Source organism: Rugamonas rubra (assembly GCF_900114705.1).
Classification (GTDB): domain Bacteria; phylum Pseudomonadota; class Gammaproteobacteria; order Burkholderiales; family Burkholderiaceae_D; genus Rugamonas; species Rugamonas rubra.
Genome location: NZ_FOTW01000050.1, coordinates 1 through 14,590, shown reverse-complemented (window position 1 = coordinate 14,590; position 14,590 = coordinate 1). Strand labels below are relative to the sequence as shown.

General features: G+C 67.7%; 17 protein-coding genes. 5 read left to right on the top strand and 12 right to left on the bottom strand.

What is annotated here, in order from left to right:
- The 4 genes from BM252_RS29150 to BM252_RS29135 all read left to right on the top strand — a co-directional run.
- Positions 1-260, top strand: a 260-nt coding sequence (locus BM252_RS29150) for an integrase core domain-containing protein (RefSeq protein ID WP_245774499.1), incomplete at its 5' end; no start/stop codon positions are given.
- A gap of 52 nt (positions 261-312) precedes the next feature.
- The gene (rhuM, locus tag BM252_RS29145) at positions 313-549 is read left to right on the top strand and encodes a RhuM family protein (RefSeq protein WP_093391253.1); all 237 of its coding nucleotides are present in this window, start codon (positions 313-315) and stop codon (positions 547-549) included.
- Between the two features lie 57 nt (positions 550-606).
- A complete protein-coding gene (locus tag BM252_RS29140) occupies positions 607-1,128 on the top strand; it encodes a ClbS/DfsB family four-helix bundle protein (RefSeq protein WP_093391248.1) in 522 nt (173 codons plus the stop codon).
- 384 nt (positions 1,129-1,512) lie between these two features.
- Positions 1,513-1,710 (top strand): hypothetical protein, encoded by a 198-nt coding sequence (locus tag BM252_RS29135; protein ID WP_093391246.1) that lies wholly within the window; start codon positions 1,513-1,515, stop codon positions 1,708-1,710.
- Here BM252_RS29135 and BM252_RS29130 read toward each other — a convergent pair.
- Both BM252_RS29130 and BM252_RS29125 read right to left on the bottom strand, forming a co-directional pair.
- The gene (locus BM252_RS29130; RefSeq protein WP_093391244.1) at positions 1,700-2,494 is read right to left on the bottom strand and encodes an Hpt domain-containing protein; all 795 of its coding nucleotides are present in this window, start codon (positions 2,492-2,494) and stop codon (positions 1,700-1,702) included. The genes BM252_RS29135 and BM252_RS29130 overlap by 11 nt on opposite strands.
- Positions 2,491-3,465, bottom strand: coding sequence for a CAP domain-containing protein (locus BM252_RS29125; protein ID WP_245774498.1), 975 nt, complete (start codon positions 3,463-3,465; stop codon positions 2,491-2,493). The genes BM252_RS29130 and BM252_RS29125 overlap by 4 nt, the downstream gene beginning before the upstream one ends.
- A gap of 213 nt (positions 3,466-3,678) precedes the next feature.
- Between BM252_RS29125 and pssA the strand changes: the two genes are divergently transcribed.
- On the top strand, positions 3,679-4,461 hold the full coding sequence (gene pssA / locus BM252_RS29120; protein WP_281249407.1) for a CDP-diacylglycerol--serine O-phosphatidyltransferase: 783 nt from the start codon (positions 3,679-3,681) through the stop codon (positions 4,459-4,461).
- Between the two features lie 66 nt (positions 4,462-4,527).
- On the opposite strand, the gene BM252_RS29115 is transcribed toward pssA, so the two are convergent.
- The 10 genes from BM252_RS29115 to BM252_RS29070 form a co-directional block, all read right to left on the bottom strand.
- Entirely contained in the window at positions 4,528-5,454 is a 927-nt protein-coding gene (locus BM252_RS29115; RefSeq protein ID WP_245774497.1) for an aldo/keto reductase, read from the bottom strand.
- A 230-nt stretch (positions 5,455-5,684) separates the two neighbouring features.
- A complete protein-coding gene (locus tag BM252_RS29110) occupies positions 5,685-6,830 on the bottom strand; it encodes a D-alanyl-D-alanine carboxypeptidase family protein (RefSeq protein ID WP_093391241.1) in 1,146 nt (381 codons plus the stop codon).
- A gap of 73 nt (positions 6,831-6,903) precedes the next feature.
- On the bottom strand, positions 6,904-7,554 hold the full coding sequence (locus BM252_RS29105) for an alpha/beta hydrolase (RefSeq protein ID WP_093391240.1): 651 nt from the start codon (positions 7,552-7,554) through the stop codon (positions 6,904-6,906).
- 14 nt (positions 7,555-7,568) lie between these two features.
- Positions 7,569-7,919 carry a (2Fe-2S) ferredoxin domain-containing protein gene (locus BM252_RS29100; protein ID WP_093391239.1) on the bottom strand — a complete coding sequence of 117 codons (351 nt, stop codon included), beginning with the start codon at positions 7,917-7,919 and terminating at the stop codon, positions 7,569-7,571.
- A 39-nt stretch (positions 7,920-7,958) separates the two neighbouring features.
- Complete coding sequence (locus BM252_RS29095; RefSeq protein WP_093391237.1) at positions 7,959-9,119, bottom strand: VanZ family protein; 1,161 nt, start codon at positions 9,117-9,119, stop codon at positions 7,959-7,961.
- A 37-nt stretch (positions 9,120-9,156) separates the two neighbouring features.
- Positions 9,157-9,789, bottom strand: coding sequence for an ABC-type transport auxiliary lipoprotein family protein (locus BM252_RS29090; protein ID WP_245774496.1), 633 nt, complete (start codon positions 9,787-9,789; stop codon positions 9,157-9,159).
- Positions 9,790-9,797: 8 nt separating this feature from the next.
- A complete protein-coding gene (locus tag BM252_RS29085; protein ID WP_093391234.1) occupies positions 9,798-10,736 on the bottom strand; it encodes an MlaD family protein in 939 nt (312 codons plus the stop codon).
- The gene (locus BM252_RS29080) at positions 10,736-11,605 is read right to left on the bottom strand and encodes an ABC transporter ATP-binding protein (protein ID WP_093391233.1); all 870 of its coding nucleotides are present in this window, start codon (positions 11,603-11,605) and stop codon (positions 10,736-10,738) included. Before BM252_RS29080 ends, BM252_RS29085 begins: the two co-directional genes overlap by 1 nt.
- On the bottom strand, positions 11,602-12,735 hold the full coding sequence (locus BM252_RS29075; RefSeq protein ID WP_093391231.1) for an MlaE family ABC transporter permease: 1,134 nt from the start codon (positions 12,733-12,735) through the stop codon (positions 11,602-11,604). The genes BM252_RS29080 and BM252_RS29075 overlap by 4 nt, the downstream gene beginning before the upstream one ends.
- Before the next feature lie 94 nt (positions 12,736-12,829).
- Positions 12,830-14,344 carry a B12-binding domain-containing radical SAM protein gene (locus tag BM252_RS29070; RefSeq protein WP_093391230.1) on the bottom strand — a complete coding sequence of 505 codons (1,515 nt, stop codon included), beginning with the start codon at positions 14,342-14,344 and terminating at the stop codon, positions 12,830-12,832.
- Positions 14,345-14,590: the final 246 nt, after the last annotated feature.

The following is a 14,590-nucleotide window of genomic DNA, read 5'->3' as shown; positions in this document are numbered from 1 at the left end:
AGTACGAGGACGTGTACCTGAAGGGCTACGCCAACATGGCGGAATTGATGGTGGGCCTGGCACAGTATTTCGCGTTCTACAACGCACAGCGGCCGCACCAGTCGCTGAGGTATCAGACGCCCGATCAAGTCCATCGCGATGGGATTGGCGGCGGTGCGTTGATCGTCGACAGGTACGGCGATGACGGCGAAACGCCGCAGGAAAAGAGTGGTACGGGACAGCGCCGAGCAGCTGATGAAGTGGAAATGGGCACAGCTTAAATTAACTGGCAGAGTGTCTTGACTGACGGGTCCACTTTACAAGGATTTGCGCATGGCCGACTGGCGTCAATACGTCGATAATTTTATGCTTTTTAATGAAAGTCCGCTCCTCAAGGGCGCTGGACAGGTCAGTCACGAAGCGATGTTGAGGATTGCGCATGACCGATACGAGCAGTTCGATTCCAGACGGCGCGCGGCGGAAGCAAAGCAGGCTGATGAGGATGATTTGAACGCACTGGAAGAAGCGCAACGGCAATTGACTCAAAAGAACAAACCGGATGTATGCTGAGAGCCAGAACCTCTTCGCTCTCGTCACTCGCACTGGAAAATGGGCGCTAAGTAAAGCATGACCATCCCGCAAAGCAAGGCAGAATTGTTGGCCGCCATCGACGGCAGCTATGGCAAGGTGTTGAAGGCCTTCGAGGAGGTGCCGGCGGCGCGGGCGCGCGACGCCGTGCTGGAGGGCCACGCCAAGGGCACCACCATGAGCGTGGCCGACCTGCTGGCCTACCTGGTCGGCTGGAACGAGCTGGTGCTCAAGTGGATCGCCCACGACGAGGCCGGCCAGGCGATCGACTTCCCCGAGACGGACTTCAAGTGGAACGAGCTGGGCCGGCTGGCGCAGAAGTTCTATGCCGACTACGCGGCGCTGCCGTATCCGCAACTGCTACAGCGCTTCGCCGAGGCCAAGGCGGGCATCGTCGGCCGGATCGCGGCGCGCGACGACGCGGCGCTGTATGGCCGCCCCTGGTGCGGTAAATGGACGATGGGCCGCATGATCCAGTTCAACACCTCCTCGCCCTACGACAACGCGCGCGGCCGCCTGCGGCAGTGGCGCAAGGCGCAGGACGCGCCGGTCCAGCCTTAGCGCGCCGGTGCCGATTGCGGCGGCCGGCGACGATGCGGGAAGTACGGTTTTCCTTCCGCGACGCTATCGGCGGCGGCCTTTTCATTGAAAAAAATATCCCCCCGGCGGACTGCGGGGCACGCCCTATGAACGTGTATGCTGCTGAGTATCGCGGCGCTGTTGCTTGTGTCGCGGAGGCCGCAAAGCGGCGCGGCGAACCTGCTATTATTTGTGCAGTCGGTCAGCCGACGCGGCCGTCACCGGCCGGCGCGGCGACACGATGGCGCGGGCCGCCACAGCATCTGCTGAACCCGCCACGGCGTTGATAATTCTCATGCCTGACGTATTCCACTGAAGTAACCTTGCTACGAGACTTGATGTACTAGCTGAATCGAGGGGGAGATCTTGGAACCGATACCAGAGAGCGTACCGGACGGCGCGGCCGCTACGACACCGCCGGCCTCGCCCGCCGCACGCGCGCGCCAAGCCCTGCCGCCGAAGGGGGCGTGTTGGTATTGCGAGCGTCCGCTCGACAGCGTGCGCCGCTTCTGTGGCAAGGAGTGCGCCGACGCCTTCGACGAAGAAAAGGAATTCACCCGCTGAGCGGCGCTCCGTCGTCGCCAGCGCCATCGCCGGCCGCCAGCACGGCCAGGGCCGCCTCAAAATCAAACCGTTGCGCCGCCGCGTCCAGCCGGCGCCAAGCGGGCCCGCCAAGATGGGCCGCCAGTTGCGCGGCCGCCCCCTCCAGCAGGTCGATCGCCGCGCCGTCGCCGTCGCGCAGTAGCTGCGCCAATTGCGCGCACAGCTGCGCGGCCGGGATGGCGGCCATGGCGGTCGCAGCGGCGGCCGCCTCTGCCGTCGGGTTCGCCGCCGCCATGGCTGTTTGGGCTGTCAGCCGTTCGAGCCGAGCGATCTGTTCGATCCGCTCGAACAGCTGGCCTAGCGCCCGTTCCAGGCCATCCAACGCCTCCCATGCCTCGGCCGCCGGCGGTGCCGCCGCAGCAGGCACAGCGCTGCCACCGCCGCTGTTGCAGCCGCCGTCGCCGCTGCGGTTGCCGCCGTCGCCGTCGCGGTGGTGCCGGCCGCCGCGCAGCGCCGTGTCGATCGCCGCCGCCAAGGCGCACACCTGGCCGGCGCCGATCAAACCGGCGGCGCCCTTGAGCATGTGCGCCAGACGGCCGGCGGCGTCCGTCTGGCCGGCGTCGAGCGACTGGCGCAGGTGCGCCGCCGTGTCGGCGTAGTCGCCGGCGAAGCGGCGCAGCAGTTGGTGGTAGAGCGGGCGGGCGCCCATCAGGCGCCGCAGCCCGTCGGCCGTGTCGAGCACAGGATCGGCAGCGGCCGCCGTTGCCGCGTCGTCGTTGGCGGCGGGCGGGCGCGGCGGCCTCACTTGGTGCTGAACGACCAGTCGCGCGTGACGGCGACGCCGTCCACGGTGCCGGCGAAGTTGACGTCGTAGGTGGTGGCCGCGTTGAGCACGGCCAGCGGGATGATGGCGGCGACCGACACCGCGACCTTGCTGTCGGTGCGGCGGCTGAGCAGTTGCGTGCTCAGCGCGGCGCCGCCGCGCGGCCGCACGGTGAAGCTTTGCACCAGCACCACGGCGCTGGCGTCGGCATGCACGCTGATCGGATAGCCGACCTCGTTGCGGCCGTCGACCGGATCGGGCTTCTCGTTGTCGCTGAAAAAGTTGGTCGGCACCCGGCTTTGGCTGTTGAACGGATACACCGCCAGCTTGCCACTGCCGAGTCCGGCGCTATAGCCGTTGCTGGCCGCCATGTCGCTGGTGAAGTAGGTGTAGCCGTTGCTGCCGGCGGCGGTGGCGGCGCCGGTGCCGATCTCGCGGAACAGCGGCTCGAAGATGACGAAGCGGTGGTAGATCGCGGTGATCAGCTCCTCGGCCTGGTAGAAGCCGGAGGTCTCGGTGGTGGCGGAGATCACTTCGCCATAGGCGAAGGGGCGCACCAGCGCGTAGCCGGCGGCGGCCAGGCGGTTTTCCGGCGTGCTGCCGGTGAAGCCGGACAGGCCGGCGATCTGGTCGTGGGTGATGGTGTTGTTCAGGCGCTGGTAGTCGGAATGGCCCTGGGCGGCGGCGTCGATCTTGGCGTTGCGGACCAGCACGGACAGGCCGAGCTGGTTGCGCCGGTAGTTGATCCAGTTCATGCCGTCGAGCGCGGTGTTGCCGCTGAAGGCGGGCGCGCCCGGCTCCTGCTGCAGCGTGCTGGGGACGGTGGGCGCGGGCGCGCTGGCGACACCGCCGCCGCCACCGCCGCAGGCGCCCAACAGCGCGGCCAGCAACACGGACGACAGCGCCATCGTCCTGCGCGAAACTGCGAAGTGCCAACGCCGCCGTAATGTCATGGTGAGCTCCTGTGGGTTCGAGCGGTATGCCGTGAGTCTGCCTGGGCCCGCGAAAGGACAGTGTGGCCTTGCTCCGATTCTATGTCAATTTACGCCGGCGTCGGGTTTCTCTTGCGTCAAACGAACACGCCCGTACGCCACGCCGCGCCCGGCGGGCGGGTTAAAATGCTCGCCTTGGCAGCCTCGTTTGCCGTTTTTTGATTGCTTTCCAATTTGAAGCCTACCCTCCATCCGCACCTGCAGCGCGCCAAGTTCGCCCTGCCCAGTATTGTCACCCTGATGTCGATCGCCTGCGGCTTCGGCAGCATGGTGGTCTCGGTCGACAACGCCGTCGTCGGCAACGCCGCCGACTACCGTCTGGCCGCCTTGCTGCTGGTGTTGGCCGGCGTGTTCGACGCGCTCGACGGCTATGTCGCCCGCGCCACCGGCACCAGCTCGGACTTCGGCCTGCAGCTCGACTCGATCGCCGACGTGATGAACTTCGGCTGCGCGCCGGCCTTGCTGCTGTATTGCTACGGCTTCGTCCAGCTGGGCGCGCACGAGCCGACCCTGCTGCGCCTGGGCGGCATGGCCAGCTTCTTCTTCGTCGCCTGCGGCGCGATGCGCCTGGCGCGCTTCAATGTGAACGTGGGGCGCACCGACCCGCGCTACTTCGTCGGCATTCCGATCACCGCCGGCGCCGCCTGCGTCGCCTCGGTGGTGGTGGCTTGGCCCGATCCGGCCGCCAGCATGCTGCACGGCGGCCTGCTGGTGCTGCTGCTGTTCGGCGTCGGCAGCCTGATGGTGTCGACGCTGCGTTTCCCCAGCTCGAAGCAGAAGAAGAGCGTGGCGCTGTTGCTGGTGTTGCTGCTGGCGGTCGGCCTGCTGGTCTGGCTGCAAAGCTACTTCTTCGTGCTGTTCTTCGCCCTCTACATCGCCGCCACGGCGGCGCTCAACCTGGCCTGGCATCTGGGCTGGCGCGGCATCGCGCCGCCCGAGGTCTACGCCGAGCCGTAGGCGGCGCGCCGGCCGCTGCCGGCCGGCATGGCGTCGTGCGCGCCGCCGCGCGGTCGCGCCGTTGGCTCAGGCCACCTCGTGGCCGCGCGCCGCGCGCAGGATGTCGAACCACTGGTTGCGGCTGAGCGTGAAGCCGGTCGCCCGCACCGCGTCGGCGATCGCCTCGATGCGGCCGCTGCCGGTCAGCGGCAAGGGCCGGCAGGGCAGTTGCATGATCCAGGCGAAGACCACGCTGGCGAAGGGCTGCTGCAGCTCGTCGGCGATGGCCTGGATCACCGGCCGCAGGCGCGCGCCGGCGGCGTCGCCGCCGGCGAACAAACGGCCGCCGCCCAGCGGCGACCAGATCATCGGCGCCACGCCGGCGTCCTGCAAGCCATCGAAGGTTTCATCGAACAGCGGCGCCACCTGCAGCGGCGAGAACTCGACCTGGTTGGTGGCCAGCGGAATGCGCCGGTGCAGGCAGTCGAACTGGTGGCGGCTGAAGTTGGACACGCCGAAGTGGCGCACCTTGCCGTCCTGGCGCAAGCGGGTGAAGGTGGCGGCGATCTGCTCGAAGTCCATCAGCGGATCGGGCCGGTGGATCAGCAGCAGGTCGAGGTGGTCGCTGCCGAGCCGGCGCAGCGATTGCTCGACCGAGGCGGTGATGTGGGCGGCGCTGGTGTCGTAGTGCTGGATGCGGTGTTCGGGGTGGCGCGGCGAGAGCAGCTTGATGCCGCATTTGCTGATCAACTGCATGCGCGAGCGCAGCGACGGTTGCAAGGCCAGCGCCTCGCCGAACAGCGACTCGACGCCGTAGTCGCCGTAAATGTCGGCATGGTCGAAGCTGCTCACGCCGAGCTCTAGGCACTGCTCCAGGAAGGCGACGCGCTGCGCCGCGCTCATGCCCCATTCGTTCATGCGCCACATGCCGGCGACGATGCGCGACAGTTCGGGGCCGCCCTTGCTGGTGGTCTGGGTCGGGCAGCGGGGGACGGCGGTGGCGGGCTGGGTCATGGTGGCTTTCTCGGGGCGACAACGGTGGATGCGGCGGGGCAGGCCGGCTGCCGTCGATTATAGCGATGATCCCGGCATTTCGTCTGTAGTTTTGTTACATCGCAACCCCGCGACCCGGAAGCCGGGGTCTGACCCCGTACGGGGTCAGACCCCTTAACTTGCGGGGTGAAGGTGGGCGAAGCGAAAAAAAACCCGCGAAGCTCGCGGGTTTTTTGCTACAGCGGCAGGGCTTATTTCAGCCACAGGCGCATCGAGTCCCAGGCGCGGCCGAAGATCGAGGCCTGGGTGATCGGCTCGAGCGCGACCACCGGCAGTTCCAGCAGCGGCTTGCCGTCGACCATCATCTTCAGCGAGCCGACGCGGCTGTTCTCGGCCAGCGGCGCGACCAGCGGGTCCTTGCGCTCGAGCAGCGGCTTCATCTTGCCGGCGACGCCCTTCGGCACCGTCACCATGACGTCGTTGGCGAAGCCGATCTTGACGGTGCCCTTTGAGCCCTTCCAGATCTCCGGCGTGGCGATGGCCTGGCCCTTGGAGTACAGTTTGACCGTGTCGAAGTTCTGGAAGCCCCAGTTGAGCAGCTTCTGGCTTTCCTGCGTGCGCGCCTGGTCCGACGAGGTGCCCAGCACCACCGAGATCAGGCGGCGCTCGCTGGCGCCGTTGGGCCGGTGCGCCGAGGCGATCATGCAGTAGCCGGCGGCCTCCGTGTGGCCGGTCTTCATGCCGTCGACGGTCGGGTCCAGCCACAGCAGGCGGTTGCGGTTGGGCTGGGTGATCTTGTTGTAGGTGAAGCTCTTGACCGAGTCGATCTTGTAGAACTCGGGGTAGTCGAGGATCACGCGCTTGGCCAGCACCGACAAGTCCTGCGCCGTCGAATAGTTTTCCGGGCTGGGCAGGCCGTGCGGGTTGGCGAAGCGGGTGTTGGTCAGGCCCATGCGCTGGGCTTCGCGGTTCATCAGCACGACGAAGGTGGCCTCGTCGCCGGCGACGGCCTCGGCCAGGGCGACGGCGGCGTCGTTACCCGACTGCACCATCAGGCCGTGCAGCAGGTCGTTGATCTTGACCGGGGTGGCCGGGTCGATGAACATCTTCGAGCTGCTGGCGTCGACCTTCCAGGCGCGGGTCGAGACGTTGACCATCTGGTTGATGTCGAGCTTCTTGTCGCGCAGCGCGGCGAAGGTGACGTAGGCCGTCATGATCTTGGTCAGCGAGGCCGGTTCGATGCGGGCGTTGGGGTCTTGCGAGGCGATGATCTGGCCGCTGGTGGCGTCGAGCAGCAGCCAGGACTTGGCGGCGATGGTCGGCGCCGGCAGGGTCTGCGCCACGGCGGCGGAGAGCATCAACACACTGGTGGCCAGTGCCGCGATAAATTTTTTCATGGGAACTAGTCTGCGTAGTGGTAAAAAAGAACTGCGGCCGGCCGGGGTGTCCGGCCGGAAAAAACAGGCCACATTATAGGGCTTGCTCGGCGGGCGCGGCGTCCCCTTGCCACAGCTGGCCTATCCAGCTCTTGATGTGCTGCAGCTTGCGGTGGAAGAAGTGGTCGGCGCCGGGGATGACGATCACCGGGATGTCCTGCGGCCGCGCCCAGTCGAACACGTCCTTGAGCGGGATGGTCTCGTCGAGCTCGCCGTGGATCAGGATGCTGTCGGCCGGGATGTCGGCCATCGCCCACTTGCCGGCCGCGCTGCCCACCAGCACCAGGCGCTCGGCCGGCGCGCCGGCGGCGGCCATGCGCTGCGCCAGCTGCGACTGCACGAAGGTGCCGAAGGAAAAGCCCGACAGCGCCACCGGCAGGCCGGGATACTGCGCCCGCATGTGCTCGAGCAGCAGGGCCATGTCGTCGGTCTCGCCCTGGCCGTGGTCGTGCACGCCATCGGAGGCGCCGACGCCGCGGAAGTTGATGCGCGCCGCCACGTAGCCGAGGCCGACGAAGGTGCGCGCCAGCGTCTGCGCCACCTTGTTGTCCATCGTGCCGCCGTACAGCGGATGCGGGTGGGCCACCAGCGCGATGCCGCGCGGCGCCTGCTGGGGATGGTCGAGCAGGCCTTCCATCAGGCCGGCGCCGCCGGCCAGGGTGAATTTTTCGGAGTTCTTGTTCATGTGGGCTAGGCGAATTAGATTTTCAGGCGGTCCACCACCACGCCCTTGAGCAGGTGGCTGTCGACGATCTCGTCGATGTCGCTGGTGTCGACGTAGGTGTACCAGACGCCCTCGGGATAGACCACCAGCACCGGGCCGTCGTCGCAGCGGTCGAGGCAGCCGGCCTGGTTGATGCGCACCTTGCCGGGGCCGTTGATGTCGAGTTCCTTGCAGCGCTTCTTGGCGTGTTTCTGCGCCGCCTCGGCGCCGTGCTCGCCGCAGCAGTTGCGGCCGTCGTCGCGCTTGTTCATGCAGAAGAACACGTGGCGCTGGAAGTAGGGGGTGTCGGCGCCTGGTTCGGCGGCGGTGTCTGGAGTGGTGCTCATGGCGCTCTCGAAAATGGTGTCAGGCGTAATGATACCCGTCTACGGCCGGTTCAGCTTGTGCGAGGGCAGCCACAGGAACCAGACGGCGCAGAAGGGCCACAGCAGCGAGAGGAACTGGGCGGCGCCGTTGAAGTTGAGGAACTTGCCCTGCACCCAGCTCTGCAGGGTGGCGACGAAGTAGGGGTTGGCCGGCGTGGTGTTGATCACCAGCAGGCCCAGCAGCAGGGTCAGCACGGCCAGCCGGCGCTGCGCGGCGTGCGGCGCGAAGGCCAGGCCGGCCAGCATGATGGCGCCGATCAGCAGGCCGCCCTGGGCGCCCGGGGTGACCCAGGCGAAGGCGTTCTCCGGCGAGAACAGCAGCGCCGTGGCCAGCGCCTTGACCACGATCGCCGAGGCGATCAGCGCCGCCACCAGGGCGCCGCGCGGCGCCGGCCGGCGCAACAGGCACAGCAGCGTGAGGCCGGCGCCGACCATGCCGCAGGCGGTGATGATGATTTCCGACAGCCAGTACTGCTCGACGCTGAGCACGGTGTCGGGCCGCAGGTAGCTGGCCAGGTCGATCTCGGTGTCGAGCAGCAGCGACAGCCAGTCCGACAGGATGGGCAGCAGCTGGCCCAGGCCGAACAGGAAGTTCTGCGGATAGATCTGCGCCAGCGGCCACAGCGCCAGCAGCACCAGGCCCTGGCTGGCGTGCTGGGCGAACCAGCGCTGGCGCAGGTGGTACAGGCTGCTGCGGTCGAGCAGTTTGCGCACGCTGAGCGCGCCGATGGCGGCGCCGACGCAGCAGCCGGCGGCGTTGGTGTAGAAGTCGAGGTTGGACGAGACGCGGCTGGGCAGGTAGGTTTGCACGCCCTCCATCAGGCCCGACAGCAGCAGGCCGGCGGCGCTGGCCAGGGCGAACGCGGCCCAGCCCTTGACGCGCGGGTACAGCGCGTAGACCAGCAGGCTGCCCAGCGGGATGTAGCCGACCACGTTGGTGATGGCGTCGAACTTGGTCCAGTAGCGCGGCATGCTGATGTGTTCGAGGAAGATCAGCGGCGACAGGCCCTGGTTGTGCCAGCCCGAGAAGGGGAACCAACTGGCGTAGACGATCAACAGCACGTAGGACAACAGCGTCGCGCGCGCCACCGGCGAGGCGCGGCCGGCGGCGGGCGTGGCCGGCGTGGCCGGAGCGGCGGCGGGGGCCGGCATGTCGCTCATGGGCTTGGGCTCGCTGCTTGGCTCACGGCCTGGTCCACTACTTGGCGGCGGCCGGCAGCGTCGCCAGCCAGGCTAGCAGGTCGGCGCTGAGGGCGTCGCTGGCCTCGGCCAGGGCGCGCGCGCCGCCGCCGGCGTCGGCGCTGGCGGCCGGGCTGCTGCGGGCGAAGGTGCGCTGGTCGAGCAGCTGGTGGTTGCGGAAGGCCGAGGCGCGCAGGCGGATGCTGCCCTGGCTCTGGCTGGCGCTGCTGAAGGTCTGGGCGAACTCCTCGACCTCGACGCGCAGCAGCATGGCGCCGGCGGCGGCGTCGCTAGGCGCCAGCACCTTCACGCCGGCCTGGGCCACGCGCGCCTTCAGGCGCTGGGTGAGCAGCTGCAGCGGCGTGCCGCTCCAGTGGTTGTAGGCGTAGGGCCGGGTTTGCTGGGCGTCGGCGTAGAGCAGGCGGTAGTGCATGCGCTCGCTGTCGAGCGCGGCCGGGCCGCTGACGTCGGCCATCACCAGCGCGGCCGGCTTGGCGGCGGCGGCAGTGGTGCTGGCGGCGGCGGGCAGGGGGCCGAAGTCGTAGTTGGCCGGCGCCGGGCTCTTGCTGGCGCAGCCGGCCAGCGCGGCGGCGGCCAGCGCCAGGAGCAGCGCCGGCACGCGGTGCCGGCGGAACAGGGGGGATGGGCTCACGTTGGTCCTCATTTGGTCGGTGCCGAGAAGCCGGCTTCGCCCGGGCCGGGCGGCGTGCCCGGCGCGCCGAACAAGATGCTCTGCGGCCGTTCGTTCAGGTTGTTCATGGTGTTCTTCAGCGCCCGCATCGAGGCGCGCGTGTCCTCGGTGAGCGAGATCACGTGCGGCAGCGCCTCCAGCTCGACGCCGTTGCCGACCGCCTCGAGCGACAGGCCGACCCGTTCGACGGTGCCGCTGATGCGTTCGATCGGCCCGTTCGGCGCCTGCAGCTTGCGGGTCAAACGGGTGGCGTCGGCGGCCAGCGCCGACACCGACTGCAGCGTGCCCTGCGCCTGGTCGGCCAGCGCCGGCAGGCGGGCGATCACCGGCTCGAGCTGTTGCGGCAGGGCGCGGTAGGCGTTGGCGGTGGCGCTGACGTCGGCGAAGGCGCCCAGGATGACCTTTTGGTTGGCCGGGCTGAGCAGCTCGTTGAGCCGGGTGGCGGCCTCCTCGCTCTGCGCCAGGATGCGCTTGCCGCGCTTCTCCAGCTGGTCGAACAGGCCGGGGCGCAGCGGGATGCGGCTCGGGTTGGTGCTGTTGGTGGCCAGCCGGGGCGAGCCGGTGGCCTCGTCGTCGAGCTGGATGAAGGCGATGCCGGTGACGCCCTGGTAGCCCAGCGTGGCGAAGGTGCTGCGGGTGATCGGCGTGTCCGGGTCGATGTTCAGGCTGACCAGGATCTGGCCGGTGACCTTGGGGTCGAAGTCGATGTCGGACACCCTGCCGACGTCGAGGCCGCGGTAGCGCACCGCCGCCTGCGGGTTCAGCCCCGGCACCGGCTGGGTGGTGGCCAGCATGTAGGGCACGCGCTCGACGCGGTCGCGGTTGAACCATAGGCCGAACAGCACGGCGGCGATCAGCAGGGTGATCGTGAAGAAGCCCGTCATGAGGGCGTGGGATCGGTTTTCCATCAGTGCTCCGGTTGGCTGGCCGGCGGCGCCGCAGTCGCGGGCGCCTCCAGCGCTTCCAGCGCCCGCTTGCCGCGGTCGCCGAGGAAGAATTGTTTGATAAACGGATGGTCGATGCGCAGCAGCTCCTGCGTCGGGCCGATGGCGATGACGTGCTTCTCGGCCAGCACGGCGATGCGCGTCGACAGGGCGAACAGGGTGTCGAGGTCGTGGGTGACCATCACCACCGTCAGGCCGAGCTCGCGGTGCAGCGAGCGGATCAGCGCGACGAAGCTTTCCGACAGGTCGGGGTCGAGGCCGGCGGTGGGCTCGTCGAGGAACAGCAGTTTCGGCTCGAGCGCCAGGGCGCGCGCCAGCGCGACCCGCTTGATCATGCCGCCGGACAGGTCGGACGGCATCTTGCCGGCGTGCTCGGGGCCGAGGCCGACCATGTTCATCTTCAGCAGCACGGCGTCGCGGATCAGCTCCTCGGGCAGCGCGCGCAGCTCGCGCATCGGCTGGGCGACGTTGTCGAACACGGTCAGCGCCGAATACAGCGCGCCCTGCTGGAACAGCATGCCCCAGTGGTTGCGCAGCTGCTGCAGGTGCTCGCCGCTGGCCTCGCTGATGTCCTCGCCGAACACCCGCACGCAGCCGCGCGCCGGATGCTCCAGGCCCAGCATCTGGCGCAGCAGCACGGTCTTGCCGGTGCCCGAGCCGCCGACGATGGAGAGGATCTCGCCGCGCTGGATCGCCAGGTTCAGGTCCTGGTGCACCACCGTGCGGCCGAACTTGGTCCACAGGCCGGTGATCTCGACCACCGGCACGCTGCCGTCCAGGGTCAGCTTGCCGCTGTTCTCGGCGCCGCAGGAGGAGCTTGTCGTTTCGCTCATCGGAACCCCACGCCGTTGAAGACGATGGCGAACACGGCGTCGGCCAGGATCACCACGGTGATCGCGGTGACCACCGAGGTGGTGGTGCCGTGGCCCAGGCTTTCGGTGTTGGGCTTGATGCGCAGGCCGAAGTGGCAGGACACCAGCGCGATCAGCACGCCGAACACGGCGCCCTTGCCCAGGCCGATCATGTAGTTCGCCAGCGGCACGGCGTCCGGCAGTTTCTGGATGAAGTAGCGGCTCGACAGGTTCAGCTCGATCTTGGCCGAGACCATGCCGCCGATCAGCGCCATGGCGTCGGTCCAGATCACCAGCAGCGGCATCGAAATGGCCAGCGCGAGCACCTTCGGCATGATCAGGCGGAAGCCGTGCGAGATGCCCATCACCAGCATGGCGTCGAGCTCCTCGGTGACCCGCATCACGCCAAGTTGCGCGGTGATCGAGGAGCCGGAGCGGCCGGCCACCAGGATCGCCGCCAGCAGCGGCCCCAGTTCGCGGATGATGCTCATGCCGAGCAGGTTGACCAGGTACATGTCGCCGCCGAAGTTGCGCAGCTGCTGGGCCGACAGGTAGGACAGCACCACGCCGATCAAAAAACCGACCAGCGCGGTGATGCCCAGCGCCTGGAAGCCGGCGTGGTAGATGTTGGCCGAGATCTCGCGCCAGGGACCGCGCAGCGGCCGCCGCGCGAAGCGCGCCAAATCCTGCACCACCTGGCCGACCAGCGAGATGACGTCGCGCAGGTGCTGGAAGAAGGCCAGCATGGCGAAGCCGAGCACCATCACCGAGGTCAGGCGCTGCTTGCGCGGCTGCGCCAGTTCCAGCGTGCCGGTGCTTTCCAGCCGGTTGAAGAACTCCTCCTGCGCCGGCGCCAGGCGCAGCGCGGCGGGACGTTTCTTGCCCCAGGCGTTCCAGAACACCTGGGCGCCGATGTGGTCCATGCTGTCGATCGCCGTCAGGTCCCACTGCACCTTGCCGTTGCCCTTGAAGGGCGCCAGCAGCTTGGCGATGCCGCGCATGGCGCCGCCCTGCGCCAGCGCGTGCACCTGCCAGGTGCCGGCGGCGACGATGGATGGTTCCCCGGCGGCGCCTGGGTTGACTGTGAGGGTAGGCTCTTGGGCTAGTGGCATGACGTCAGTTTAAGGGAGTTTCGCCGCCACGGCTACCGCTATACCGCGCGGCCGCCGCGCCCGGCCGCCGCCGGGGTGCCCCGCAGGCCGCCCCTTAGGCTGCCAGATGGCGCGCCTGGCGCTGCGGCGCGGCCGTCTCGCCGCGCGCGGCGGGAGTGGGGATGTGGACGCTCTTGACCTTCGAGCCGGACTCGTTGCGGCCGGCGTAGTCGCTGGCCAGCAGCTGCTCGGCGGCCTGTTTGTCCATGCCGGCCACCTGCAGCCAGCGCGCCACCAGCGCCGCCAGGCGGTCGAGCGCGATGCGGTGGGTGGCGTCGGTGTTCGCGTATAGCCAGTCGGAGAATGCCATGAAGTTCTCGAACGGCGTCTCGCCCAACAGCACCGGCACGGTGTGGACGAAGCGGCCGGAGTTGGCCACCAGGTCCCAATAACGGGCGAAGCGCACCAGTCGCTGCATGGTGGGGAAATCGACGTCCTTGTTGGCCAGGATGGTGTAGGGCGCGTAGGGTTCGAACACCAGACCGAAGGCCTCGGTGTGGCGGATGATCGGCGTGCCGCGCAGGCGCTTGAGGATGCCGAACTGGATCTCGTGCGGCTTTAGCGCCACCAACTGGTTGAAGCCACGGGCGAAGCTCTCCACCGTCTCGCCGGGCAGGCCGGCGATCAGGTCGACGTGCATGTGGGCGTGCGAGTGCTCGGTGAGCCAGCGGATGTTGTCGGCCGCCTTCTGGTTGTCCTGGCGCCGGCTGACCAGGGTCTGCACCTCGGGGTTGAAGCTTTGGATGCCGATCTCGAACTGCAGCGCCCCCGGCGGGAACTTGCTGATGCCCTCTTTCAGCGCGTCCGGCAGGTGGTCGGGCACCAGCTCGAAGTGGGCGTAGACCGGATCGTCCGGGTTGGCCTCCAGCTTATCGAGGAAGAACTGCATGATCTTCAGGCTGGTCTTGATGTTCAGGTTGAAGGTGCGGTCGACGAACTTGAACAGCCGCGCGCCGCGCGCGTGCAGCGACTCCATCTCAGCCAGGAAGCTCTCCAGCGCGAAGGGCCAGGCCGTCTTGTCCAGCGCCGACAGGCAGAACTCGCACTTGAACGGGCAGCCGCGCGAGGCCTCGACGTAGATGGTGCGGTTCTTGATGTCGTCGTCGCAATATAGAGAGTAGGGCAGTTTGATCTCGGCCATCGGCGGCTGCACGCCGGCGTGGATCTTCATCAGCGGCTTGGGGCCGTTGAGGATCTCGCCGCACAGCTTGGGGAAGCTGACGTCGCCCCAGCCGGTGATCAAATAGTCGGCTAGCTGGACGATCTGCTGTTCGCCCGGCTCGTGCGACACCTCCGGCCCGCCCAGCACCACCACCACCTGCGGCGCCACACGCTTGAGCATGGCGACGACCTTGGTGGTTTCTTCCACGTTCCATATATACACACCGAAACCGACAATGCGCGGCTGGTGCGCCAGGATGCGTTCGACGATCTCGGTGGTCTTCGCACCGATGACGAACTCCTGCAACTTGGTCTGCTCTTGCAGCGGCCCCATATTGGCTAACAGATAGCGCAAGCCCAGCGAAGCATGGGTATAACGGGCGTTGAGGGTGGAGAGCAGGATGGTCATGACAAGCTTTTAGATCGGGGAAACAGCTATTTTACGCTGCCGCGCCGCTTTCTCCCGGATTGCCCTTGCCAGCCCGGGAGGGCTTTGCTATAGTTCGCCTCCCCGCAGAAATGCACGCAGAAACAAGCTTTGCAGAGTGAGCGGGGTGAAAAAGAAGGTTGACGAAATGGCCGAAACGCTGCATACTCTTCCTTCTTCGCAACTGACAAACAAAACGCTTTGTCAAGGGTTGAAAGCCCGGTTGCA